The 24664-nt window shown below is 49.5% G+C and carries 20 protein-coding genes; 11 read left to right on the forward strand and 9 right to left on the reverse strand.

Annotation, left to right across the window (positions count from 1 at the left end; genetic code table 11):
• Positions 1 to 16: 16 nt before the first annotated feature.
• From ACCI49_RS09765 to glpQ, 8 genes are all read left to right on the forward strand, one after another.
• Positions 17 to 1321 (forward strand): hypothetical protein, encoded by a 1305-nt coding sequence (locus tag ACCI49_RS09765; RefSeq protein WP_371838774.1) that lies wholly within the window; start codon positions 17 to 19, stop codon positions 1319 to 1321.
• A complete protein-coding gene (locus tag ACCI49_RS09770; RefSeq protein WP_371838775.1) occupies positions 1311 to 2393 on the forward strand; it encodes a VWA domain-containing protein in 1083 nt (360 codons plus the stop codon). The genes ACCI49_RS09765 and ACCI49_RS09770 overlap by 11 nt, the downstream gene beginning before the upstream one ends.
• Complete coding sequence (locus ACCI49_RS09775; RefSeq protein ID WP_371838776.1) at positions 2390 to 3394, forward strand: VWA domain-containing protein; 1005 nt, start codon at positions 2390 to 2392, stop codon at positions 3392 to 3394. Before ACCI49_RS09770 ends, ACCI49_RS09775 begins: the two co-directional genes overlap by 4 nt.
• Positions 3395 to 3417: 23 nt before the next feature.
• Positions 3418 to 4086 (forward strand): hypothetical protein, encoded by a 669-nt coding sequence (locus tag ACCI49_RS09780; protein ID WP_371838777.1) that lies wholly within the window; start codon positions 3418 to 3420, stop codon positions 4084 to 4086.
• Positions 4087 to 4097: 11 nt separating this feature from the next.
• Positions 4098 to 4760, forward strand: coding sequence for a hypothetical protein (locus ACCI49_RS09785; protein WP_371838778.1), 663 nt, complete (start codon positions 4098 to 4100; stop codon positions 4758 to 4760).
• Positions 4761 to 4789: 29 nt separating this feature from the next.
• Positions 4790 to 6250, forward strand: a complete 1461-nt coding sequence (locus ACCI49_RS09790) for a M48 family metalloprotease (protein ID WP_371838779.1) — start codon at positions 4790 to 4792, stop codon at positions 6248 to 6250.
• 224 nt (positions 6251 to 6474) lie between these two features.
• Positions 6475 to 8106: a long-chain-fatty-acid--CoA ligase gene (locus ACCI49_RS09795; RefSeq protein ID WP_371838780.1), complete on the forward strand. Its 1632-nt coding sequence runs from the start codon at positions 6475 to 6477 to the stop codon at positions 8104 to 8106.
• 333 nt (positions 8107 to 8439) lie between these two features.
• Positions 8440 to 9537 carry a glycerophosphodiester phosphodiesterase gene (gene glpQ / locus ACCI49_RS09800; RefSeq protein WP_371838781.1) on the forward strand — a complete coding sequence of 366 codons (1098 nt, stop codon included), beginning with the start codon at positions 8440 to 8442 and terminating at the stop codon, positions 9535 to 9537.
• Between the two features lie 49 nt (positions 9538 to 9586).
• On the opposite strand, the gene ACCI49_RS09805 is transcribed toward glpQ, so the two are convergent.
• From ACCI49_RS09805 to ACCI49_RS09815, 3 genes are all read right to left on the reverse strand, one after another.
• Positions 9587 to 10366 (reverse strand): enoyl-CoA hydratase, encoded by a 780-nt coding sequence (locus ACCI49_RS09805; protein WP_371838782.1) that lies wholly within the window; start codon positions 10364 to 10366, stop codon positions 9587 to 9589.
• Positions 10367 to 10631: 265 nt separating this feature from the next.
• Positions 10632 to 11552 (reverse strand): dimethylarginine dimethylaminohydrolase family protein, encoded by a 921-nt coding sequence (locus ACCI49_RS09810; RefSeq protein WP_371838783.1) that lies wholly within the window; start codon positions 11550 to 11552, stop codon positions 10632 to 10634.
• An 83-nt stretch (positions 11553 to 11635) separates the two neighbouring features.
• Positions 11636 to 12883, reverse strand: a complete 1248-nt coding sequence (locus ACCI49_RS09815) for a Zn-dependent hydrolase (protein ID WP_371838784.1) — start codon at positions 12881 to 12883, stop codon at positions 11636 to 11638.
• Between the two features lie 129 nt (positions 12884 to 13012).
• On the opposite strand from ACCI49_RS09815, the gene ACCI49_RS09820 reads away from it, so the two are divergent.
• The gene (locus ACCI49_RS09820) at positions 13013 to 13795 is read left to right on the forward strand and encodes a tryptophan 2,3-dioxygenase (RefSeq protein WP_371838785.1); all 783 of its coding nucleotides are present in this window, start codon (positions 13013 to 13015) and stop codon (positions 13793 to 13795) included.
• A 139-nt stretch (positions 13796 to 13934) separates the two neighbouring features.
• On the opposite strand, the gene ACCI49_RS09825 is transcribed toward ACCI49_RS09820, so the two are convergent.
• Both ACCI49_RS09825 and ACCI49_RS09830 read right to left on the reverse strand, forming a co-directional pair.
• The gene (locus tag ACCI49_RS09825; protein ID WP_371838786.1) at positions 13935 to 14357 is read right to left on the reverse strand and encodes an ExbD/TolR family protein; all 423 of its coding nucleotides are present in this window, start codon (positions 14355 to 14357) and stop codon (positions 13935 to 13937) included.
• A 185-nt stretch (positions 14358 to 14542) separates the two neighbouring features.
• A complete protein-coding gene (locus tag ACCI49_RS09830; protein WP_371838806.1) occupies positions 14543 to 14995 on the reverse strand; it encodes a methylglyoxal synthase in 453 nt (150 codons plus the stop codon).
• 174 nt (positions 14996 to 15169) lie between these two features.
• Here ACCI49_RS09830 and ACCI49_RS09835 point away from each other — a divergent pair, with 174 nt between their 5' ends.
• A complete protein-coding gene (locus ACCI49_RS09835) occupies positions 15170 to 15574 on the forward strand; it encodes a hypothetical protein (protein ID WP_371838787.1) in 405 nt (134 codons plus the stop codon).
• 1456 nt (positions 15575 to 17030) lie between these two features.
• Complete coding sequence (locus tag ACCI49_RS09840; protein ID WP_371838788.1) at positions 17031 to 17918, forward strand: hypothetical protein; 888 nt, start codon at positions 17031 to 17033, stop codon at positions 17916 to 17918.
• Between the two features lie 60 nt (positions 17919 to 17978).
• On the opposite strand, the gene ACCI49_RS09845 is transcribed toward ACCI49_RS09840, so the two are convergent.
• The 4 genes from ACCI49_RS09845 to ACCI49_RS09860 form a co-directional block, all read right to left on the reverse strand.
• A complete protein-coding gene (locus ACCI49_RS09845; RefSeq protein ID WP_371838789.1) occupies positions 17979 to 18911 on the reverse strand; it encodes a phosphoribulokinase in 933 nt (310 codons plus the stop codon).
• 72 nt (positions 18912 to 18983) lie between these two features.
• A complete protein-coding gene (locus ACCI49_RS09850; RefSeq protein ID WP_371838790.1) occupies positions 18984 to 22136 on the reverse strand; it encodes an efflux RND transporter permease subunit in 3153 nt (1050 codons plus the stop codon).
• Positions 22136 to 23332 carry an efflux RND transporter periplasmic adaptor subunit gene (locus ACCI49_RS09855; RefSeq protein WP_371838791.1) on the reverse strand — a complete coding sequence of 399 codons (1197 nt, stop codon included), beginning with the start codon at positions 23330 to 23332 and terminating at the stop codon, positions 22136 to 22138. Before ACCI49_RS09855 ends, ACCI49_RS09850 begins: the two co-directional genes overlap by 1 nt.
• Positions 23333 to 23645: 313 nt before the next feature.
• Entirely contained in the window at positions 23646 to 24356 is a 711-nt protein-coding gene (locus ACCI49_RS09860; RefSeq protein WP_371838792.1) for a cyclic nucleotide-binding domain-containing protein, read from the reverse strand.
• Between the last annotated feature and the right edge of the window lie 308 nt (positions 24357 to 24664).

The following is a 24664-nucleotide window of genomic DNA, read 5'->3' on the forward strand; positions in this document are numbered from 1 at the left end:
CCATGAGGAAGAAACCATGGGACAAGGTGTCCTTGAAATCAATGACAGTGGTTTAAGGGTATTTGTTGATACTAACGAGATTCTGGAAAGTCCTGGTGTTGCAGTCATCGAACCGAGACAGATCTACATAGGCACCGCCGCACAAATGCGCGCGCGTAATCACCCCACCCAAGTAAATAATCAGTTTTGGCGTAGACTCAGCTTGGAATCACTAAAGTCAGAAAACGAGCGCTGTCGCCATCACGCTGATCTAGCGTATTGCCACCTGCAGGAAATCTCTGAACATTGCGATGTGCCTGAAGAGTTGGTACTCGCGGTGCCTGGAAATTTCACTCGTGAACAACTGGCACTGTTACTCGGCGTTATTAATGAAAGTGGGATTAATATTGTCGGGCTGGTTGACTCCGCCATCACAAGTATTGGAGATGTCGCACCTCCTGGTATGCAACTGCATGTGGAATTGCAGCTGCACCAAACCCTGGTTTCTCGCATTGATGTAGCCGAGCAAGCAACTATCAGATCTGCGGAAACTGTTGCCGATGCAGGTCTACATCACTTTCATGAGGCTTGGGCCCGAGTTTTTACTGATGCCTTTATCATGCAATGCCGATTTGATCCGCTTCATTCTGCCGAGTCCGAGCAACAATTGTATGATTTGATGCCTCAGTGGGTGAGTCGTGCCATGCGTCAAGGCGAGGTACTTGCAGAATTGGATGATCGCACTGCAAAAATCACCTTGCGTCAGTTACAGGATGCCACCGCACCAATTCTTTCTCGCGTACGGGCAATGGTTGAAAATCTCACGGACACTAATAGCGTGATTTTTATTTCTCATCGCTGGGCAGAAATTCCAGGTGGGGGGCAACTCGCACAGCGAATGTACCTCCTTTCCCGTGACTGTATCGCAAAATCCATCAAAAATCGCTGGCAGGAACTGCGTAGTCAAGACACAACACTACGTCTGATCAACAGCATCAGCGCCATACCGGAAAGTGAAATCACCGTACAATTAGACGCCCCATCGGAAGCCGTAGCAACTCACCTATTGTTTGGCCACCGGGCGCTTGCCGCCTATCAACCCCTATTTGTCTTCTGGCATGAAGACAAATTACAGGTGACGCCTACACCTCCTGAACATCCTGCTGCTACGGTCACCAATCACGCTGGTCGGTTGGCCCTTCGGGTGGACGCAGGTATTCACATGATGCTGAATGGTAAGAAGATAGCCACGCCGGTTAATCTCAAAGCCGGAGACAAAATTGGGATTGCTAACCAAAATGATGTAATTACTGCGATCAGTGTGGAGCGCTATGAGACGTAAACAGCGCCGTTTTTCCACCTTTAGTTTATCTTTCCTCGATATTATGTCCTGTGGCTTTGGCGCAGTTGCACTAATTTTTTTAATAATCAAACATGGCTCCGACCATGAGATTGAGGTGGAAACCGAGGATTTAAGTGCCGAAGTAAACCTGCTACAAGAGGAAGTCGAGTTCGGTCGGGACCACTTGGTGCAGGCACGTAACACTTTGGACGTCGTCAGCGATGAGTTGGTCGAGGCTCAGGGACTTGCCCGCCGTATACTGGAGCAAATTAAGGAAGTAAAGGGCAATATCGCCGAAGTTGATAGTGTCGACGAGCATGAGGATATAAAGAGGCTACAAGATAAGCTGAAAAAACTGGAGCAGGCCAAAAAAAATCTGGAGGAAGAGAATAAAAAGCTTGGAAATAACGTACGTAAATATGTTGGTGATGGTGATCGTCAATACCTGACGGGACTTCGCCTGGGAGGAAATCGAATTTTAATCTTATTGGATTCCTCCGCCTCAATGCTTGGAGATGAATTAATCAAAATCATACGCGCCCGAAATATGTCTTCAAGGATAAAACGCCAGACGGAAAAATGGCGCAGGGCTATCAACACCGTTTCCTGGCTCACCGCACAACTACCACCAGATAGCCAATACCAGATCTATACTTTTAATACATCTTTTCACGCCGTAATTACCGGTACAGAGGATCGCTGGCTCAATGTTGATGACCGAGATCAGTTGGACCAGGCTATCAAGGGACTGGATGAAGTAGTGCCAGAAAAAGGCACCAGTCTGGAAAGGGTATTTAACGCGATTCATGCCATGACTCCATTACCGGATAACATTATCCTGATCACTGATGGGTTGCCCACCCAGGGTATGAAACCGCCCAGGGGTACCACTATCTCCGGCAGGGACAGACGCAGCCTCTTCAAGCGTGCGGTTAAAGTGCTTCCCAAAAATATCCCCGTGAATGTCATCCTTACCCCCATGGAAGGCGATCCATTTGCTGCAAGCGAATTCTGGAAACTCGCCATGCAAACCCAAGGCTCTTTCCTGGCGCCATCGAGGGATTGGCCATGATGGGTTCACAAAAGAAAAGGCGACAAGAGGAATTTAGTATTTCCTTTCTCGACGTAATCTGTTGTGGCTTTGGCGCCATCGTATTGTTATTGATGATTGCCAAAACTGCCGAGCCAATTGTCCTGGAAGAATCAGAGGTGGACATGGAGGCACAAGTCATTGAGCTGCAGCAGCAATTAGCAGAAATCCGTGGTGAGACCACTATTCTAAACCGTGACCTCAATTCGAAGCGCGAACAAATTGATATTGAAAAAAAGCGAATTGCCAACCTGCGTGGTGAACTGGAAGCCTTGCAAGCAGTTTATGCCAGTAAAACCGAAGGGCAGAGCGAAGAGGGCAAACTGAAGGGCGAGCTGACTGTTGCTCTACAAAGCATGACTGAGGAAATGCGCCGATTACTAGGGGAAAACTATCAAAGAAAAAACAACGTAATTGGCGGTATTCCGGTTGATAGTGAGTACATCCTTTTTATTATCGACACCTCCGGCAGTATGTTTAATTACGGCTGGGATCGCATGATGGCCGAAATGGTCAACACTCTAGATCTATACCCGAATGTTAAAGGTATCCAGGTAATGAATGATATGGGCGACTATATGTTTTTCAATTACCGAAACAAATGGATACCGGATACTCCCGGCCGTCGCCAAGCCATACTCAAGCGTCTCAAAACCTGGAACCCGTTTAGTAATTCAAGTCCGGTAGAGGGAATTCAAAAAGCGGTACGTAGTTTTTACGATCCCGACAAAAAAATTAGCATTTATGTCTTGGGTGACGAATTCACCGGAAAATCGATTCGCAATGTAATGTTGGCAGTTGATCGGGTCAATGCCAAGCACGGTGAAGGAAAACGCAATATTCGTATTCACGCGGTGGGGTTCCCAATTCAGTTTTCTCGCCCACCTCACCTGCAAACAACTGGCCTTCGCTTTGCAGCCCTTATGCGGGAACTCACCTATCGTAACGGTGGCACTTTTGTGGGACTCAACGATTTTCGCTAGCCGATTGAGATCAGGAGCAATATATGAAGTACTGGATAAAATGGGCTTCACTTTACCACTTAGCAGCAGTTAGTTTTACCGCCCTGCTGCTGGCGGCCTGCTCCCACACGGTGCAGGTGGAGGGCAAATATCCCTCCCCCGTAGGTGAACAACTACCTCTTTCAGTGGGCATTTACCTGAGCGATGACTTCAGGAATTACACCTACGAGGAGGACAGTGAGGACCGTGAAGAATGGAAGATAAATACTGGCCGCGCGCAGAAGAACCTGTTTGAGACAGTGCTGGGTTCCATGTTTACCAACACAGTTTCACTCGTGCAATACCCTGAAAATTTACCGGACAATGTCGAACTGGTTATTATTCCCGAAGTAAGAGAACTGCAATTTACCATGCCGAGGGAAACTCGAGTTAATATTTTCGAAGTGTGGATCAAATATGACATGAATGCTTACGATCCCAAGGGAGAACAGGTTGCCAGCTGGGTAATTACCGCGTACGGGAAAACCCCTACCGCTTTCCTTCAATCCCAAGAACAGGCCCTGACCCAGGCAATCAATATTGCTCTACGTGATGCCGGAGCCACTTTGTATACCGGTTTTGAAAAAGTACCTGAATTACAGGCTTTTCTCTCCGGAAAACTCAGATCCGCTTCGCTGCAGGAGTTTAAAGTAAAGTCAAGAAAGGCTGAATAGAGGGATTTATCGTGTTCAAGATATTAATTGTTTCAGCCCTGATTTTCATGAGCGGCTGTACCACCGTAGTAATTGATGAGTACAGACGTAGCGATGGAGAACTTGCCGCAGGTGATTCTGTGGTAATTCTCGGTCGCCGCCACTCGAGCGACTATGAAACAGAGCCTGACCTAATTGCTTGTGTTGGTCGAGAACTGCACAATCCGGAAATGGGGGTCAACATCATTCCAGAAGAAGAGTTTGTCGATATCATGTACCCCTGGTTTGAGCCTCGTACAGCCCCAATGCACGTGCGCTCGCTGGATCGCCTAATGGAAAACGAAGGCGTGCGAGAGCGCATGGAAGCCTATGGAGTGAAATACATAGTGTGGATCGACGGATCAACAGAGACAACGGCCAGTGCCGGTTCCATTAGCTGCACCATCAGTACCGGTGGTGCCGGCTGCTTTGGGTTTGGTACCTGGGATAAAGAATCCGACTATGAAGCCTCTGTGTGGGACTTTCGCGACCGGGAGTTGTCAGGCAAGCTAAGTGCAGATGCCAAAGGCACCTCCTATATGCCCGCGATTGTCATTCCAATCCCCCTGATCGCCAGGGTACAAAATAATGCTTGTAAAGGCATGGCCGCTCAATTGCAGCAATTTTTGATTCCAACCGGTGGTACGAGTTCATAAACAATAAGTAGGCAGGGAGGCCAGAGGTAATGAAATTCTTCAATCGATGGATCACTAGTACTCTGCTGGCAATATCTGCGGGGTGTGCCTTTAATCCTGCGACCAAAAGTCCAGACTTAGTACTAATGTCGGAAGACAAGGAGATCTCTATTGGCAAGGAAATGCACGAGCAGTTGATAGAGAGCACCCCGATTTACCAAGACCCCATCCTCACTGCCTATGTGAAACATGTAGGACAAAAAATAGCTAAAGCCAGCGACCGCCCTGATATCAAATACCATTTCACTATTATCGATAGCCAGGATATAAACGCCTTTGCCTTACCCGGCGGCTATGTTTATATCAATCGCGGCCTGCTCACATACCTACACTCTGAGGCAGAGATGGCAGCTGTGCTCGCTCACGAGATCGGCCATATCACCGCCCGTCATGCCGTTCGACAAAAAACTGCAGCCACCGGTGCCAATGTGGCATCAGTTCTATCCGTGCTGGTAACCGGCAGCGGCGTGGTCGGCGATGTCGCCAATCTGTGGAGCACTGCAGCAGTAAAGGGTTATGGGCGGGACATGGAACTGGAAGCAGACCGCTTTGGTGCCCAATATATGTTTAATGCCGGCTATGATCCTGAGGCAATGATAAATGTGATCGGACTATTAAAGGACCAGGAAACCTTTGCAAGAAGACGCGCTCGAATTGAGGGCAAGAAACCACAAACCTACCATGGAGTGTTCTCTACACACCCCCGTAACGATATCCGTTTGCAAGAAGTGGTCAAGGCGGCAGGAACCCTGCCAGAAGAAAATAAAGCCACCAAGGTAGCCTATTATCGAGAGAAAACCGATGGCTTGGTATATGGAGACAACTCCAGACAGTCCAATAAGAATCGCTTTAACCACAAACGCCTGGGTTTTTCCCTTCTCTTCCCAGATGGTTGGATAGTGGTCAATGAACGTTCCTCTATTGTAGGTACGGCCCCAGACAATACCGCAACCATTACCATCAAAGTAGCCAAGCGCAATGGTAACCAACCTGCAGATATGACGTTGCGAGAGGAGTATGATATACGCAAGCTGGACCAGAGCGAAAAACTGGAGCAATATCGGCTGGAGGGACACACGGCTAAATTTCCCAACCTGGAGAAAGAGGCCACAGATCCCGACAGGGTTGCAGTTATTTATTATGGCAGCCGTCAATTTATGCTCGAAGGGAAAGTGATGAATACTAGTGCCCAGGGCAAGGAGTCCCTGGAAGAATACGATACCCTATTCCTGACCAGTATTCGCAGTTTTCGCCCCCTACGTAAAACCGACATTGTGGAAAAGGACATTCGCCGGCTGCGCTATGTAAAGGCAAATGACAAAACCACCTTTTCCTCCCTGGCCAAGCATATGGAAATCGGTGACTATGCCGAAGAGCAGTTGCGTCTTCTCAATGGATACTACCCTCGCGGTGAACCCAAGCCTGGTGAGTGGATTAAAATAGTGAAATAATTTTATTTGATCACTAATACATCATAAATTCTTTGCACCTAAGTGCTTTTTCCCGTTGCGGGAGATGGATTCGTCTATTGGATACGCCTATTTCAAAAAAAATTTGGTATTAGTTCAAATATCAAGGTAAGCACGGTTGAGTGGTCACAACCCACCAAAGCCAAAATACTGCAACTGGTCTGATTTTCCATTTAAGACAATAAACATAATAATAGGAGTCGACAGTGAACGGTATGATGATGCAGTCTCAACTAACCCTCACCGGGATCATACGCCACACTTTGAACAATGCGCCAGGTAGTGAAATTGTTTCAGTTACTCTGGATAACCCCCAGCACCGTTATACTTATCAGCAGGCATTTGAACGCTCTGCCCAGCTCGCTCAGGTCTTGGCCCGACTCGGGGCTAAAAGCGGTGATCGTGTTGGCACCCTGGCCTGGAATGATCACCGTCATTTTGAGCTTTACTATGCGACTTCCTGCAGCGGCTTAGTTTGCCACACGATCAATCCTCGACTGTTTCCTGAGCAGATTCACTACATCATTGAGCACGCCGAAGACCGATGGCTTTTTATCGACGCCACGTTTGTGCCACTAGTCGAGACAATGGCGAATAAGCTCACAAAGATAGAAGGTATTGTCGTTCTAACAGATAAAGCGCATATGCCCGAAAGCACATTATCCAATTGTTTTTGCTATGAGGAGTTGCTAGCTAATGAATCCGGACATTTTATGTGGCCGGACTTAGATGAAAATACTGCGGCAGCACTCTGCTATACATCCGGCACCACCGGCAACCCAAAAGGTGTGCTCTACTCACACCGAGCAATGACATTGCATACTTACGGCGTGCTAATGCCAAATGTTATGGCTATCCATCGTAATGAAGCCATTCTTCCCGTCGTTCCCATGTTTCATGTCAACGCCTGGTCTATTCCCTATGCTGCACCAACTGTGGGGGCCAAGCTGGTTCTACCCGGTCCCAAAATGGGCTGCGGGGAAACACTGAGCAGACTGATGCGACAGGAGACTGTAACTATCGCAGCAGGTGTTCCCACTGTGTGGCTGGCGCTACTTAAGTATTTACGCGAGCACAATGAAACTATTCCCAGCCTCAACCGGGTTGTAGTCGGCGGTTCCGCCTGCCCCTGGAGCATTATGGAGGAGTTCGAGCAGAAGCATGGTGTCTACACTCACCATGTCTGGGGCATGACCGAGATGAGCCCCCTCGGTACATACAATGCCCGAGTGGAATCCACGATCCCCGCAAAACAAGCAAAACAATTACGCCTCAAACAAGGCCGCGCGGGATTCGGCGTAGAGATGCGTATTGTTGACCCGTTGGGGAGCCCCCTGCCCCACGACGGTACAGCCTTTGGTGCCCTGCAGGTACGCGGTCCCTGGATTTGCGAAAGGTATTACAAATCCTCGGAATCTGCCCTCACTGTTGATGGCTGGTTTGACACCGGTGATGTAGCCACTATTGATCCACTTGGTTACCTTACCATCACCGATAGAACCAAAGATGTTATTAAAACCGGTGGTGAGTGGATTTCATCCATCGAACTGGAAAACTTCGCAATGACCCTGGATGGCGTTGCAGAGGCGGCAGTGATCGGCGTGGCCCATGAAAAGTGGGCGGAACGCCCGCTATTAATTGTCGTCCCTGAAGCAGATGCCGAGCTGGAACCTGAGAAAGTCCTCAGAGCCTTCCAGGGGCAGTTCGCCAAGTGGTGGATTCCAGACGACTGTGTAATAACAGGTGAATTGCCACACACAGCCACAGGAAAAATCAGCAAGAAGGACCTGCGGCAACAGTTTTCTGAGTATCTCTGGTCACGGGAAGCAACGGTGTAAGCACTTGGCCGCCGCAAAATTTAACAGCTCTTGCAACCAGGTAGCAAATCAAAAACTATCTGGTTGCATTTCCTGAGGCTACAACCAACACGTGCTACTACTGGGTCAGAAGGAAAGAATACACTGCACTCGAGACTCGCTGTGAATACATCCCTGTAAGCTCGTAATCGGCATACATGCCTCATAAGGTCTCGAGTGCAGTGTATTCTTTCCTTCCCTCTTTTTAGTAACTGTGTGGAAAATCACAAATTTTCAATGTGCACCTTTTCTGATATTTCTCTGTCATATTATTTTGCTAAAAAATCCCATTCATCAATATGGGGTGGCTTTCTAATGTTCAAAAAAATTCTGTCTCTTTTACTGATTACTTGCTCTGTTATGGCAAGCTTGACTTGCGCCGAAAGTAGCAGAAATAGTGCCAAGGATACTCTGGTAATCGCGCATCGCGGTGCATCGGCATACTTGCCCGAGCACACATTGGAAGCTAAAGCATTAGCTTATGGAATGCGGCCGGATTATATTGAGCAGGACCTAGTGCTCAGCAAAGACAATCGTTTGATTGTAATGCACGATATATACTTGGATAGTACTACCAACGTTGCTGAAGTATTTCCCGGTCGCACCCGCGAAGACGGTCATTATTACACTATAGACTTCACTCTGGAGGAACTAAAAAAGCTCAAGGTTAGTGAAGCTTTCGTCATGGGGGATGATGGCCTGCAAGCAAAATACCCGCATCGATTTCCTCTATGGAAGTCCAATTTTCAGCTCTCTACGTTCGAAGAGGAAATCGAATTGATACAGGGGCTGAATACTTCTCTGGGCTACAACATCGGCATCTATCCGGAAATCAAAAAGCCCTACTTCCATCACTGGGAAGGCAAGGATATTGCCACAATTGCACTGAATGTTCTTAAAAAGTACGGTTATACCGACAGACAACAGAAAGTATTCCTACAATGCTTTGATGCCGAGGAGTTACAGCGGATTAGGTTTGAGCTAATGCCTGCTCTCGGTATAGACCTATCCCTGGTACAGCTGATTGCTGAAACAAGCTGGGGAGAGAAGTTAATTGAACATGACGGCACTATCCAAAATTATGATTACGATTGGATGCTGGAGCAGGGTGGGTTGAGTAAAATTTCCACCTATGCAGATGGGATCGGCCCCTGGTATCCGATGTTGATGGAGGTTCAAGACGGTCGGCCACGTGCGAATAATGTTGTGCGTCGGGCGCATCGCAGACAGCTACAGGTACACCCCTATACCTTCCGTGCCGACCCGAAAAAACTGCCGGAGGAATTTGAGAGCTTTAACCAGTTTTTACATTTTGCCGCTTACCAGCTGCAAGTAGATGGTCTTTTTACTGACCATCCGGATCAAGCGGTCAATTACTTTTCCCGCCTTCGTTCACGCTCTCACGACCATTAGCGATGAAAACGATCCAGGATAAAAAATGGCCGCTAAAAGCGGCCATTTTTTAATTAAACTTGGAAAAATCTGCGGGGCGCTTCTCCATAAAGGCTGTTGCAGCCTCTTTAAACTCCTCAGAAGTCAGACGCTCTTTGAAATGGCGGCCCTCATCCTGGATAAATTCCCGTCCTTTTTCCTGCGTCGCCCGGCGCAATAATTGCTTGGTCAAGCGCACTGCTGCCGGCGGCTTTGCTGCCAACTCAACAGCCGCTTCGCGGGCGCGAACAATTGCCTGCTCAGGCTCCACAGCGGCATTGCAAATGCCTATTTCCACTGCTTCCTGGGCTGTAAATTTCTTACCGAGCAGCAGAAGCTCTGAGGCTTTAACGTGGCCTGCAATGCGCGGCAACAGGTAACTGGAGCCATACTCGGGACATAGCCCCAAGTTAACAAAAGGCATCTGGAACATAGCATCATGACCAGCAAAAGAGAGGTCACAGTGCAGCAGCAAGGTAGTACCGATACCCACTGCCGGGCCATTCACAGCTGTCACAACCGGTTTGGGGAAATTGTAGAGTGCGCTCATAAACTGAAAAACCGGGGATTCCTCGCCATCTGTGGAACCGCCGAGGAAATCCATCAGGTCATTACCACTAGTGAAAACGCCCTCAGCACCAGTGATGATAGCTACACGAATATCCTTGTTATTCGCAGCACTGTTAAGCAACTCAGCCATGGCTGTATACATAGCCATGGTCAGGGCATTCTTGCGCTCCGGACGATTGATAGTGATTTCAAGTACACGATCATTGACCAGAGCCTGAATTTCCGCACATGCGCTTTGCATTTTATTCTCCGAGTTTAGAATCAATAGGGATTTCTAGGCAGCCTCTCAATATGGCCTGTTATGAAGCTGTTTCTGTGCTAACAACTCCTGCCATAATTTCAACTGTCAGGTAACAATCGCGAGCCACCCATGCAGGCGATTCATATTAACTCCTGTTCTCGCTCAGACGAGTTCAGAACCAACCACATTCGTTGACGGGATTAACCCAGCAGCCTCTGACACTGGCTGCCAGGTAGTTTGAAATACACCGGGACGTACATCCCTATCAAGACTGCAGAACAGAATCCCTACGCAGTGGCTGGCACATGCAGTGAACACCACCACCTCCGGGGGTAATCATGGAGATATCCGGATCGATCACCTCGAGACCATGTGCACGGCACTTTTCTGCCAAGCCGGTATTGGCTTTGGGCAGCATTACTCGATCATTGCCCAGGGCAACCACATTGACCCCCAGCTCCAATACCTGCGGGAAGGGAATATCAATAATTTCGATATTGCGACTCTTAAACCATTGTATCAACTCAGGCTCTACCGCATCGACACAGACTGCCGCAAGCTTTTCCGCAAGCATCGCCACCAAAACATCGATATGCAGGAAGAAGGGGTCAAACTGGTAACCTTTCACTTCCCAGCCTTCTTTTTCCACCCACTCCCTCATTTGCTCAAAACCCTGGGGACTGGTGCGCTCACCGGAATAACCGCACAGAATCACGCCCGGTTCCAGCACCATAAAATCACCGCCCTCGAGAGAACCTGCGGTAATCACATCGTAGATAGGAATACCCAACGCGGCGTATTTCTTCACGATCGGTACCCATTCACCACGGCGCCAGGGGCTGTACATCTGCGTCACGATAGGCCCCCAGGGGGTCATCACTGATGAGTCGCGCCCATAGATCTGGTACGGCAGGCTGTTATCTGCCGGAATCAAGTGGGTATTGATCCCAGCATGACGATAAGCATCGAGCATCTCTGCATGCTGAACTTCAGCCACCTTATGATCGAACTGCATACCCAGTCGCTCAGCACGGCGCGCACTGGCATTGCCGGTGCGCCAGCTGAAATTATCCACTGGCCCGATAAGGACATCGCGCAATACACCGTATTCGGAGTCCATCCCCCAATTGGTTAGCGGAGCGGTACCGCCATTGTCCTTGCGGTACTTCAGGGTAAATTCACTCATCTAGTCCATCCAAATTTCTTATCTCAGTCCACCGGCAACAATTACCAGCAGCCCCTCATTCTTTCTTTATAATTTCGGCCATGTCAGGACAGCTCGGCGCTCGCAAGCATCGCCTGCAGCAATACATTACAACCCATCTCCAAGTGCCCCGGCTCTGCGGACTCGGCCTCATTATGGGAAAGCCCCCCGGCACAGGGGACAAAAATCATGGACGCCGGAGCGACTCTGGAAACATACACTGAGTCATGGCCAGCACCAGAAACCATTCTCCGGTGGCTATACCCTAAACTCTGTACCGCACTCTCTACAGCTTCAATACAATTCTTGTTGAAGGCCACTGGTGGCGAATACCATTCTTCGCGTATATCAATCGCGACACCGCTAGCCTCCTGTACCTGTTCCACCATCCGATAAAGAGTGCGGTGCAAGTGCTCTAACCCCTCAGGCATAGGATGACGCAGATCCAAAGCCAGCACGACCTTCTCCGGTACCGTATTGCGGCTGCCCGGTGTGGCGCGCAAATCGCCACAGGTAATCCTAGCATCTTCGGAGTAAGCTCTCACTTCGCCGTAAAGCCTTTCACAAAGCCATGCCATCGCCTTTACCGGGTCGCGGCGATCCTCCATGGGCGTAGGTCCGGCATGGCAGGGAGTCCCAAAGAAAGTGAGATCGTACCAGCGAATTCCCTGCACCCCGGTGACCACTCCGATCACCTGATCCTGATTTTCCAAGATCGGGCCCTGTTCGATATGTGCCTCATAGGCAGCTTTGATAGGAGTCGGTTGAGCCTCTTCGGTGCCCAGGTAGCCGATACGCTCCAGTTCCTGGCCAATGCTGAGGCCGGCTTTGTCCACACGGCTATGTCCGTACTCGAGGCTGAACTCCCCAGCCCAAACACCAGAGCCCACCATAGCTGGGGAAAAGCGTGCGCCCTCCTCGTTGGTCCACACCACCACTTCCAGCGGTGCTTTGGTTCTTATGCCTTTTTCCTCCAGGGTACGTAGCACTTCCAGCCCTGCCAGCACCCCGTACACCCCATCAAATTTTCCACCGGTTGGCTGCGTATCCAGGTGTGAGCCGGTAATGACTGCAGGCAGGCTATTATCAATCCCGGCGCGCCGGGCAAAGATATTCCCCATGCGGTCCACGCGAATCTCACAGCCGATTTCACGGCACCAGCGCACAAATAAATCGCGCCCCTGACGATCCTCTTCGGTCAATGCCTGGCGATTACACCCCCCCCCAGGGGTCGCCCCTATTTCAGCTATTTCCATAAGACTACGCCAAAGGCGTTTGCCATCGACACGCAGTAGTTTTGCGGGGTTTTCCATTCAAAGAGCTCCGGGCCTAATATTGAGCATCATACTAATCACTTTACTGAAACTTTTATGTTGATCCTGACGGGCCAAAAAGAGCATTATTTCGCAGCTAATTAAAACCCGACGAGGAAGCTGCTCATTATGACCCTCACCTATAGCTCATACCTTAAAGTAGACGAACTTCTGCTGTGCCAGAAGCCCCTTTCCGATGGCCCTGAACACGATGAGCTTTTATTCATCGTAATTCACCAGAGTTATGAGCTGTGGTTCAAGCAAGTGCTGCATGAATTGGACTTTCTTGTTCGCCTGTTCAATGCCGGCGAGCGCAACCGTGCCCTACATACGCTCAAGCGGGTGGATGCCATTTACCGCACCCTGATCCAGCAGGTAGATATCCTCGAAACCCTGACCCCACTGGAGTTCCTCTCCTTTCGCGACCGCCTTTCCACCGCTAGCGGTTTCCAATCATTTCAGTTCCGCGAGCTGGAGTTTCTGTACGGTGCGAAGGACTCCGGGAAACTGGAGAATTATGAGCCCGGCTCTGACCACTACCGACGCCTGCAAAAGCGACTTGAATCCCCGACACTTTGGGATGCCTTCCTGAACTTCCTGGTACAAGAGGGGCATGAGATACCAAAAACGATATTAGAGCGGGATTACAGCCAGGTTGCCCAACCCTCTCCGGCTGTACAGAAGATACTCATTGATGTCTACCGCAATGACCCCCTCGTTAGCGAGATTTGTGAGGCCCTGGTGGATATTGATACTTCTCTACAACAATGGCGCTACCGGCATGTAAAGATGGTAGAGCGCACCATCGGCAGCAAGATTGGCACTGGGGGATCCAGCGGTGTTGGATACTTGCAGGGCACCCTATTCAAGGCCGTATTTCCCGACCTATGGGCTATCCGCTCAGAGTTCTAATCAAAAAATCATCACCTTGCGACTTGGAAAGCCAACCTGCCCCCTATGTGATCGGTATCTACTTTTTCTTTTTCCAAATATAAAAAAAGCCAGCAAATTGCTGGCTTTTTAGCTCGATACTCTTGACCCAAAAGCGGGCTTACTTCTCAAAAGGCACCAGGGATACCTGGATCCCTGGGTTTACTTCCTTGGCCGCATCCGCGATCTGTACATAAGTATCTGCGCTGGACTTATTGTGTGCGCGTACAATCACAATAGCCTGGGGGTTCTCAGCGTATAGCTGGGCAATACGGGCGCGAACGGCACGGCTATCAATACGGCTACCACCCAGGGTAATCTCATCGTTGGCATTCACAACTAGCAAGATATTCTGCTTGGTATCATCCGGCTGAGCATTGTTGGTCTCATTCGGATCAGGCACATTTACATCCAACGCTTTCTCTTTCACAAAGGATGCCGTCACAATAAAGAAGATCAGCATGATAAATACAACGTCCAACATGGGCGTCAGGTCGATATCTGCCTTTTCTTCTTCTACGGCCTTTCCGCGTCGTCTACTCATAAAACACCGTGCAATTATCAAATACCAAGGGTGCCGGTTTAACCGGTCTGATCTGGTGGGCAAGATTGCCGCGAATTGGCAAGCATTGCAAGCACAACCTATAACCCGGGAAAATAACCCTTATAAATCAATAGGTTATCAATTAGCCCCGGCCCTACAGATTATTTTTTGAACGAAAAATCCGATCAACGTTGCTTCAGGTAACGCTGATAGTTCGGAACTTCCCGGTCAAATGCCCTATCCATCAACGCAGACTGCACAATCATGTCAGCGCTGCTCGAATTACAGGCCACAGGAATATTCCAGGCTGCTGCGATACGCAATAGAGCCTTGACGTCTGGGTCATGAGGCATTGGCTCAAAGGGATCCCAAAAGAAGATCAGCAGATCCACTTCCCCTTCGCTGATCCTGGCTCCCACTTGCTGGTCCCCACCCAAGGGCCCACTCAACAATTTATGAACATCCAGCCCCGTTGCCCCCTCAATCTTGCCCCCAGTGGTTCCAGTAGCCAGGAGCTGATGTTTTTCGAGCAGGGGCCGATGGCGCAGACACCAATCAACTATTGCGTCCTTGCGGTTATCGTGTGCTATCAGTGCAACCCGCTTGCTAGCGGGTAAAGCTTTAGTGATAAATTCCATCGAGACCTCGGCGCGGTGAATTACTTCTATATTATCCCATTTCTCTCGAGCTTCACCGGACATCTTCCTCGGCTAAAATACCTTTCTTGCGCAATATCGGGAAATTTCCTCCCGCAGATATATATCCAGCCCGCTATAATGGTGAGAAATTCGTACCTGAAATAAGGAGTAAGTATGAGTGTCGGGGCCTGGGAGCCACAGGTAAGTGGCCAGCAAGAAGAAAGCCAATGGGAGTTCGACCGGGATCAACTGCAAAGACTCATTACTGCCGCCGCATCGAACGACTCCCTCATTGGGGCTATTAAAGAAGAGGATCAACAGGCTTCACGGCTTATCCGCCTCCCAGCTCAATACTGGCTAGAAGAAAGTCAATACTGGAGTGACGACCAACTTTGGCAATTAATCCGCTTTTTTACCCTTGCTGAAATGCAATTGGCCGGCTGGGATGCCGGGGCTGAGTCGGCCGTAATCCCTTTAGCAAAAATCCTCCGCCAACGTAAAGCTTCGTTGAAGCACGAGCAGCTGTTATGGATTCGCAAACATTCAAATAATCGCTACCTCCCCTACGGGCCACTCTAACCTGACCAAGAACCGAGAATAATGTAACCAATTCTCCTTCGGTGATAGAAACAACACGGCCTCCTTCTTTCACCGAAGTCTGCTCTTATCCGTTACACCAACTGATACACACCCCCACCTTCCTACTGCAATAATCAACGCTTTCCAACATTTAAACTGGGCCATTACTCCCTCTCCTGATACGCAGGAAATAAATAGAGATGAGCACAATGAAGAAGGATCCTTTGTGCTTTACAGCAAACAAAGTTAAAAATAGGGCGTTAGCGACCTAAACAGAACCAATCAAGTGTGCTCTACACGCTGCATAAGCCACAAAAAATGCAGCAGCTGTAAAAAAGCAAAATCTTGTCATTAGATAACAAAGGAACCTACCATCCCCAATACAACTGGATATAACAGGGAGCTAACTTAAAAGCCGGCAACCTTTAAGCATTTGCGAATACCCACTAACTGCACAAAGAGACAGGAAATGGTCGTCTCCTGCCTGCTGATTCTGTCACAAATTGAACACAGGACTCTGTTTATCAGGTTGGAGCTCCCTACCTCACCAATTTCTGATGTAATCTCACCATTTGTTCTCGAAACTAAACTGCTTTCTCATCGCATCTCGTATTAAACGCCTCCGTCAAGGTTCCGATCCGAACGGATATACCCTTATAAATTAGAAGGCTTTCCCTTTGGTAACTCAATTCCTTTGTGTCCATCTACTACTGGGTCAGATGGAAAGAATACACTGCACGCGAGACTCACTGTGAATACATCCCTGTAAGCTCGTAATCGGCATCCATGCCTCATACGGTCCCGAGCACAGTGTATTCTTCCCTTCCCCCTTTTTAGTAACTCCATCTATTGGTTCGCGCTGTAAAAAACAGCCACCTGCCCATCGGGCCAACGTAATCAAGTAATAAAGTTCTTTTGATCGTAGATCTCATCCAACTTCGAAGAGCAATCGGCATCTATCAGTTAAGTTTTGCTAACTTCGTGAAGTTTTGAAGCTCTTATTCTGTTTATCTCAACAAATCGGCGGCATTTATCGATCCGAAGCCTGAACAACTTGATCACAAAAGCCGAGCCTTTTTAATCCATAGGAAATTACTCAACTATTCGTATTTTTACCAAAGTTGTTAAACTCTACCGATGAGACGCGAAACAAACTTGCGAATTACTCAAGAGTGTAAATCAACCTCTAAAACCATCCTGAAGTCGCCCAGAAAATGGAAATATGTAAAAAAAACCATTTTTTTTACATTAAATAGCAAAAAACCCTATAAAACACTTGCATTTAGGTATACAAATAAGCTGCAATTAGCGCCGCTCACTTTGGGGGGACTCACTATCAATTGTTTTCTGCCGAAAACAAACATCTTCGACAAGGTAAATCATTACGAAGATGGCTGAGAATAATTGATAGGAATACCCCCGTTTACTAGAACAACTCTTTTTCAGGGATAATTTAATGGCTACAAAGAAAGCATCTCAAGTCGCTACTAGCGATGTTACTCAACTGGAAGCGGAGCTACGCTCCCTCACCGCAAAATTGGAAAACGCCCGCATCAAACAAGAGAAGGACCTTTCCACTAAAGCAGAAAAATTGGCAAACAGTGCCAAGAAGGCTGTAGCAAAAGCTAAAACCACACAAGACAAGCTGGCCACCATCCGCGCCAAAAAGAAGACTCCTGCACAACAAAAGCAGCTGCAGAAAGCCCGTGAAGCTGCTGCAGAAGCTAAAGTAGCAGCAACCGAAGTTAAGACTGCTGCTTCTGAAGCCAAGGAAGAGCTGGCTGCAATCAAAGCTGCGAACAAACTTGCCGCTAAAGTTGCCAAAGTTGTAGCCAAGGAAGAAGCAGCCATTTCCAAAAAACTGGCTGCAGCTGATAAGAAGAAAGCTGCAGCTGAAGCCAAAAAAGCCGCTGCTGCTGCCAAGAAAGCTACTGCCGCAGTGAAGAAAAAGCCAGGACGCCCGGCAAAAGCCGAAGCAGCTAAGAAGAAGCCTGGCCGTCCACCGAAAGCAGCCGCTGCCACTGAAGAGACCAAGAAAAAACCTGGCCGTCCCAAGAAGACCGAAGAAGCTAAAAAGAAGCCCGGTCGTCCAGCCAAAAGTGAAGAAGCCAAGAAAAAGCCAGGACGCCCCAAAAAAGCAGATATCGCTGCAACTGAAGCTGCTCCTGTAAAGCGCGGTCGTGGCCGTCCACCTAAGGCAGAAACCGCCAAAAAGAAGCCCGGTCGCCCAGCCAAAAGCGAACAAGCCAAGAAAAAGCCGGGCCGCCCCAAAAAAGCAGACACCGCAGCAACTGAAGCTGCTCCTGTAAAGCGCGGTCGCGGTCGTCCGCCCAAGGCTAAGTAAGACAAGCCTGATAGCGTTAACAAAAGCGCTCATTGAACTGAACTCCGGATTTGCCGGGGTTCAGCTCAACACAGCCTTCAAACTGAACTCCTTGACCAAGTGATCCTCCCCAAGCACAAAAACACAATCAGCCCATCCCGGCATATCCGCGATTAGGTTGCATGAAATTCTTTCATAGTGCTGAACAAAACGAACCAGTTCTTCATCTCCCATACCGGCACCAGTTCGCTCGCGTAGCTTCTGCTCCTGTAACTTTCGCCATTCAAGTATTGATTCCATCCCCGGAGCCCTTAGCATCACCGTAATGTCCATCCGGTTGAATAGTTCCCGATAACACCCTTCAAGTTGCTGGTTGATAAAGTTTCTCCAGATACCAAATTTATCCTCAGATTTCTCCAGGCTATTTATAGGGGATTGGAGACTTGCAGATGGTCTAGCTCCCAGGCACCAACCCTCCAACAGAACCACATCCGCTTTCCCTTTAAATATCGGCCAGGATGCTCTAGGCACCCGCTCATCCACGGATTTATCGAAGCGAGGTAATGGTGTTAGCGTATGTTCATCTGCTCGACAAAGGGCGGACAAGGTTTCCAGTCCCAGCTTGATATCATGAGTACCCGGTACACCTCGTGTACTCAGCAGCGGGTGGACTTCCTGCGCGAGCTGTTGACGCTCTGCGCGAGTCAGGTAAAGATCATCTAAGGATAATGCGCAACAGCCGGCTCCCTGCTCAGAAAGCACCAAACGAATAAAGTCTGCCAGTGTTGATTTGCCCGAGCCCTGGCCACCACTAATCCCAACTACCAGCGTTTGCCCCGATACCTGTCGCTCCAATAACCACAATGCCAAGGGTAAATAATATTGTTCGGCTACCGAATGAAACTCGGCAGGTAACTGATGTTGTCGAATAAAATCCTCAATAGCCTTTCGTAAGCTCTCCTCAGCGAGTAGATGGCTACGCTCAACAATATTTGCAGGCCAGTTTTTTGGCATCTCCAATCCTTGTAAAGAAAACGGGAGCCGTAGCCCCCGCAATTAGTGATCACAATAATGCGACTATTAAAGCTAGCTCCATTGCCTTTTGCTGAACTTAATCCGGTAAAACCTTCCTTGCAAATGACCCGGTAGCACCAACATTACCGGTGTTACCAAAAGTGTAAGTAAAGTGGAGAAGGAGAGTCCATACACAATGGCGCTGGCTAATTTGATCCAAAAAGAAGCAATGACTCCATCGACAACTACATTTCTGCCAACCATATCCACGCTTACTCCCAACGCCAACGGCAATAGACCGAGAATAGTGGTGGTCGTGGTAAGGAACACCGGGCGTAGCCTCTGGGTGGATGCCTTGAGCGCAGCCTGGGCAATGGAAAGTCCCGGCTCACTTTTGCGTACAAAGTTGTAGGTATCGATCAGAACAATATTGTTGTTAACCACGATACCCGCCAAGGCAACGATCCCAACCCCGGTCATAATGACACTGAAAGTACTCTTGGTAATCAGGAGACCGAGCATCACGCCAATGGTCGACATAATCACCGAAGACAAGATCAGTAATGATTGGTAAAAACTGTTGAACTGGGTCACCAACAGAATAAACATCAGGAACAATGAAAGCAGGAAGGCTACCCCTAAAAATTGGAAAGACTCGCTCTGCTCTTCATCCGCCCCCCGAAATAACAATTCTACACTCGGATCTACCGGATTTTTTTCCAGCCACGCCCGAATTTCCTTTACCTTATCATCCGGCAGCACGCCCTCCTCGGCATCTGCTTTCACCTGCATACGGGTAACGCCGTCAATCCTTTCTATCTTGTCCACCTTGGGCATCGCCTCCGTGTGCACAAAACTACTGATAGGCACTGTACCTTTCGCCGTATTGACTTTCAGTTCGTCCAACGCGGCAATTCCGCGCGCACTCTGTGGATAGCGGATGCGGATATCCACTTCTTCATCGGTGTCATCGGGGCGGTATTCCGCCACACGTACGCCATTTGTTATCAGCTGTACCGCACGCCCCACTTCGGTTAGATCCGCACCGTATAAGGCCGCCTTGGCACGATCCACCTGTACTTCCCACTGGATGCCCGGTAGTGGAGCGGTATTTACAATATCCCTCAAGCCGGTAAATTCATTCTCCATGGCCCGGTGCAGCCGCCAGGTTTCCGACAGTAATTTTTCATAATTCTGCCCGCGCAGCTCCAGCACAATATCCTTACCGACCGGGGGGCCTCCCTCCATCACATTGGCAGTTACCTTGATCCCGGCAAATTTAGCCGTTCGCAAGCGAATATCCGCAAAGATTTCCCGGCTGCGACGCTCACGTTCCTCTGCCGGCAACAGCTCCACAAGCATATTGGCGATTTGATCTGGAGCACGATCAGAATTACCGGATATTCCACCAGACCCAATGGTAGTGTGAGCAACGCGAACTTCCGGTACTCCCAACACAGCCTGTTCCACTTTGGCCACCAAATCCTTCTTTTCCGCCATGGAAAGGTTACCCTGGGCCCGAATCTCCACGTTTCCGTATTGCTCCTCAGTTTCAGTAAAAAACTCAACCCCGGCACCGTAGCGGCCAAAGGCAATAAAGATAGCTACGAGAACTACTATCGTGGTTGCAAAAGCAGCCCCCGGGCGGCGCAAAGCAAATGCAAGTATGCGGGCATAGTAACCAGTAATGCCCGGCAACAGCGTCGGTTGCCCCTCTTCCAGTTGCTTTAAATGATCCCGAGTGGATGCAGTCAGCTTACTCTTACCGAACAGGGCGCCCAGCACCGGGGCAAAAAAGAGTGCATATAGCAGTGATCCTGCCAAGACCGCAAAAACAGTTACCGGCAGGTAACGCATAAAATCCCCAACCACTCCTGGCCAGAGCATGATAGGCAGAAAAGCTGCAAGGGTGGTTGCAGTAGAGGCGACCACTGGCCAAAACATTCGACCGACTGAGGCAATATATGCATTGCGAGCGCTTAAGCCTTCCGCCATTTTGCGGTCGGCAAATTCTGTAATCACAATGGAGCCATCAATCAGCATGCCGAGAGCCAGCAGCATTCCAAACATCACCATAAAATTGAAGGAATACCCCAGATACCAGGTGATGATAGAGCCAAACAGCAGAGAGAAAGGCACCCCTAAGCCCACCAAGATACCCGAACGGAAACCCAATGCGGCAACCACAATAATCATTACTAGCAGCATGGCGGTAAGGATATTGCCCTGCATTTCACTGACCATATCCCGAGCGAAGTTGGATTGGTCGAAGACAAATTCCACTTCCACGCCCTGGGGCAAAGTATCCAGCTCCTCTTGCACCACCGCCCTAACGCGGTCAGCCACATTAACAGAGCTGGCGTCGTTGCGCTTCTCGACATTTACGGCAAGACCGGGGCGGCCATTGATACTGGTATAGCTGACGGCGTCTTTAAAGGTGCGGCGGATATCGGTGACATCTCCCAGAGTCACTACACCATCGGCAGATTTCTTTAGAGGAATTTCATAGACATCCTGCGCAGTCTCAATCAACCCAGGGACTTTCACAGAAAAACGCCCGCGGTCAGTATCCAGTTCGCCAGCAGGAATCAACAGGTTATTGCCAAGCACAGCATTAATCAGCTCAGTACTTGTCACCTGATAGTGTTCCAGGCGCACCGGATCAATTATTGCCTCGACCACTTCTTCTCGATTGCCATGTAAATCGGCACTCAGCACATCGCTGATATTTTCGATTTTACGCTTTAACAATTGCGCGCTGCTTAGTAATACCCGCTCACTGACTTTTTCCCCGGAAAGGGTAACCACAATTGTTGGGAAAGGCTGCGCAGAGGCCTCTTCAACCATTGGCTCTTCCGCATCCCGCGGCAGTTCCGCCCTGGCCCTTTCCACTGCATTGCGAATATCGTCGACCGCATCATCCACATCAATTGCGGTATCGAACTCCACAACAATATAAGCAAGCGATTCCCTAGCGACAGCTATCACTTCGACCACACCTTCAACCGCCCTGATTTCCTGCTCCAATGGGCGCACCAACAGCCGCACACCGTCCTCAGGGGAAATTCCCTCATGGGTAACCTGTACCATCACAAACGGCGGGTTCACCTCGGGACTGGATTCAATGGTCATTGCACCGCGCGCTACCAGTCCTACCAATACAATCAGCAACATCAGACAAAGCGTGCTGCGATTTCGCTCAATTGCGTTCTGCAGTAGTTTCATTACTGATCATCCTCGGCAATAGAACGCTGCTCCGAGGCTGGCATGAGATCGGACTTAGGGGCAGTGACCTCAACAGGGCGTGAAGGGCTGTCAAAATCCTGCTCGGAATCGACTAATTCCACCCGGACAATATCACCAACACTGACATATTCCTGGCCGACAGTAATCAAAGTAACCAGGTCCGACAAACCACTCACCCAAACACCGCCATCACCATCACCCACCAAGGTAACGTTGACAAAATCCACCCTATTATTTTCATCGAGGATACGCACTCCCAGTTCTCCCCGGTCATCCAAGGTCAGCAGTGAGGAGTTAATATGGTGTGCCAGAATTTCTCCTGTAGGCAAAGCCAGGCGGCCACTCAAGCCACCGCGCAACGCATTACCGGGATTCTGCACCGCCACTTCTACTCGGTATGCACGGGTCACCTCTTGGGCCTGCTGGCTGATATAACGCAATTTACCCTGCACAAGTGTTCCGCGCTGTAACTGCGCACTGGCCAGGCCCCCAGGAATCAGCTGACCCACCTGGTTTTCCGAGACTTCGCCAACTACCAGGACCGGGTCCAAATCCAGTAAGGTCGCACACTCTTCACCGCGACGAATAAAATCACCCAGTTCTACTGCGCGGCTGTTGACCACACCGTCGAAGGGCGCGCGAACTTTGAGGTTATCCACTAGAACTTTCGCCTGTGTGTAATCCGCCTTTGCCCGGGCCAGGAAAACCTGCTGCTGGGCCATGGCCGTATCAGATTGCAAGCCTTTCATTTTCAGGCGTATAGCCCCCGCATAATCCAGCTCTGCTTTGCGCCGGGCCGCCTCGGCGAGAGCCAGTTTCTCCAGGCGGTCCTCGGCTTCAATCTCGCAGATCACTTCGCCCCGACGTACTGAGCTACCCTCTGATACCGGCAAACCAATAATCACCCCATCCAGCTCCGCACGCAGACGCACGCTGCGGTTGGCCTCCGTATGCCCGTTTATCAAAGCCTGTGTAGCGTAGGATTGGGCCTCAACTCTCTGAGCCTGGACGCGCATAACCGGCTCGGGATTGGCGACTCCAGTGACAGCCTCCTCATTATCGAGCGTATCCCCGGGTCCTACTACTCCGCTCAAAAGCCAGGCGATAGCCAACAGCGCGACAAACATTGCCATTCGGTAATTGCGGTTGGACCAGATGGATGTCAGTAAACTCATAGCTAAAAAAACCTGTTGGGAAAAAAGCTGGCACCGAAGGAGCAGGAACGGCATTTTGAACAGAGCAAATTTTACACAGCGGGGCCTTATTCCAAAATTGAATTCTTGTAGAAATAGGTCGGTTGACGTGACTGCGGGGTTGAAACACCGGAAAAAGCGCGCAAGGGCAATGAGTATATGAAAAAGCTGGCCGCATTGAAGAAGTTAACTGGAGGTTCAACCAGTAATAAGGAAGGGGCACAAGGAGAGGCCCACCCCAGACTAATCCGCAGAAGTGGGACAACCTTATGTGTATAAGTTTACTGGTACAAACTTACGAGAGCATTGACTCCAGGAAACCCAGCATATCGGATTCATCATCGACCAGCTCACCAGACCCAAATTCTGCATTCCAATCGAGAAGTATACGTGCCAGTGCGCGGGCCTGGTCCGCTAAGGCAATTAATTCGTCGCGGCAATTCTTGGGGCCAGTATAGAGTCTGAGTTTGCGGTGGCTATCTGCCAGTTGATGACCAGGATACTTGGAGCGGTAGACTTCCAGTTTCCAGCGCAACGAATGGACCATATTCCTGTAAAAGATCAGTTTGGCGGGCAGCTGCAATAGAGACAGATCATCCAAATCACCAAACAGGGTGCAATCGAGCCCCAATACCTGACTCTCCCGGCTATGATGCGCAGCAAATACATTCGCACTGCGCGGCTCCGCCAAAAGCATCGACAAGTCACCGAACAACTCTCCCGGCCGAATGACCGCCAGGGTGCGCTCTCCTGGTATCTCCATGCCGTTGCTTACGGCTTCCATTTGCACCTGTAGCTCACCACGCAACAGGAAATAAACCCACTGATCCACATCGCCAGCGCGCAGTAACTGCTCTCCCGGCGCCAGGGTGACCAACCTGGAGCGCTTCAGCAATACATCGTACTGCCATTCACTAGCTGCTCGAATATCACGAAATAAATGAATGACGTTTAACAGCCGATCCACGGCGTCCCGGGGGTAATCTAATAGAGGTTTAATTTCCATGAGTACAACAAATGAGTGAAGGTCATTCCATTTTTTTAGAAACTGTGGCCGAAGCTACTTTTAAAGCGCAATTCTAAACGATAACGGTCTTCGGTACCCATCCAGAGGTGTGACAACCGTTTCCCAGCAAATTCGCTTAATCCCGCTCAGGCGAACATTCTAACCGCTCTGGGCTTGAACTCCATTGTAGTTACAGTAGAGTTAGACGAAGTGATGAGTACAGTGTGCTCGCTCACACGTTAAATGCGCACTTTTTCACCTGACTTGTGTGCACTGGGGAGGGGCCCCGTATCTTTAAATACCGGAAC

It is taken from the genome of Microbulbifer epialgicus (assembly GCF_041447265.1).
Classification (GTDB): domain Bacteria; phylum Pseudomonadota; class Gammaproteobacteria; order Pseudomonadales; family Cellvibrionaceae; genus Microbulbifer; species Microbulbifer epialgicus.

Bases quoted from the DNA above. Each gene is read 5' to 3' on its own strand.
- glpQ (WP_371838781.1), top strand. From the start codon at position 8,440: ATGTTCAAAAAAATTCTGTCTCTTTTACTGATTACTTGCTCTGTTATG.
- ACCI49_RS09790 (WP_371838779.1), top strand. From the start codon at position 4,790: ATGAAATTCTTCAATCGATGGATCACTAGTACTCTGCTGGCAATATCT.
- ACCI49_RS09805 (WP_371838782.1), bottom strand. From the start codon at position 10,366: ATGCAAAGCGCATGTGCGGAAATTCAGGCTCTGGTCAATGATCGTGTA.
- ACCI49_RS09825 (WP_371838786.1), bottom strand. From the start codon at position 14,357: ATGAGTAGACGACGCGGAAAGGCCGTAGAAGAAGAAAAGGCAGATATC.
- ACCI49_RS09810 (WP_371838783.1), bottom strand. From the start codon at position 11,552: ATGAGTGAATTTACCCTGAAGTACCGCAAGGACAATGGCGGTACCGCT.
- ACCI49_RS09815 (WP_371838784.1), bottom strand. From the start codon at position 12,883: ATGGAAAACCCCGCAAAACTACTGCGTGTCGATGGCAAACGCCTTTGG.
- ACCI49_RS09820 (WP_371838785.1), top strand. From the start codon at position 13,013: ATGACCCTCACCTATAGCTCATACCTTAAAGTAGACGAACTTCTGCTG.
- ACCI49_RS09860 (WP_371838792.1), bottom strand. From the start codon at position 24,356: ATGGAAATTAAACCTCTATTAGATTACCCCCGGGACGCCGTGGATCGG.
- ACCI49_RS09855 (WP_371838791.1), bottom strand. From the start codon at position 23,332: ATGAGTTTACTGACATCCATCTGGTCCAACCGCAATTACCGAATGGCA.
- ACCI49_RS09840 (WP_371838788.1), top strand. From the start codon at position 17,031: ATGGCTACAAAGAAAGCATCTCAAGTCGCTACTAGCGATGTTACTCAA.
- ACCI49_RS09845 (WP_371838789.1), bottom strand. From the start codon at position 18,911: ATGCCAAAAAACTGGCCTGCAAATATTGTTGAGCGTAGCCATCTACTC.
- ACCI49_RS09780 (WP_371838777.1), top strand. From the start codon at position 3,418: ATGAAGTACTGGATAAAATGGGCTTCACTTTACCACTTAGCAGCAGTT.
- ACCI49_RS09835 (WP_371838787.1), top strand. From the start codon at position 15,170: ATGAGTGTCGGGGCCTGGGAGCCACAGGTAAGTGGCCAGCAAGAAGAA.
- ACCI49_RS09775 (WP_371838776.1), top strand. From the start codon at position 2,390: ATGATGGGTTCACAAAAGAAAAGGCGACAAGAGGAATTTAGTATTTCC.
- ACCI49_RS09765 (WP_371838774.1), top strand. From the start codon at position 17: ATGGGACAAGGTGTCCTTGAAATCAATGACAGTGGTTTAAGGGTATTT.
- ACCI49_RS09770 (WP_371838775.1), top strand. From the start codon at position 1,311: ATGAGACGTAAACAGCGCCGTTTTTCCACCTTTAGTTTATCTTTCCTC.
- ACCI49_RS09850 (WP_371838790.1), bottom strand. From the start codon at position 22,136: ATGAAACTACTGCAGAACGCAATTGAGCGAAATCGCAGCACGCTTTGT.
- ACCI49_RS09830 (WP_371838806.1), bottom strand. From the start codon at position 14,995: ATGGAATTTATCACTAAAGCTTTACCCGCTAGCAAGCGGGTTGCACTG.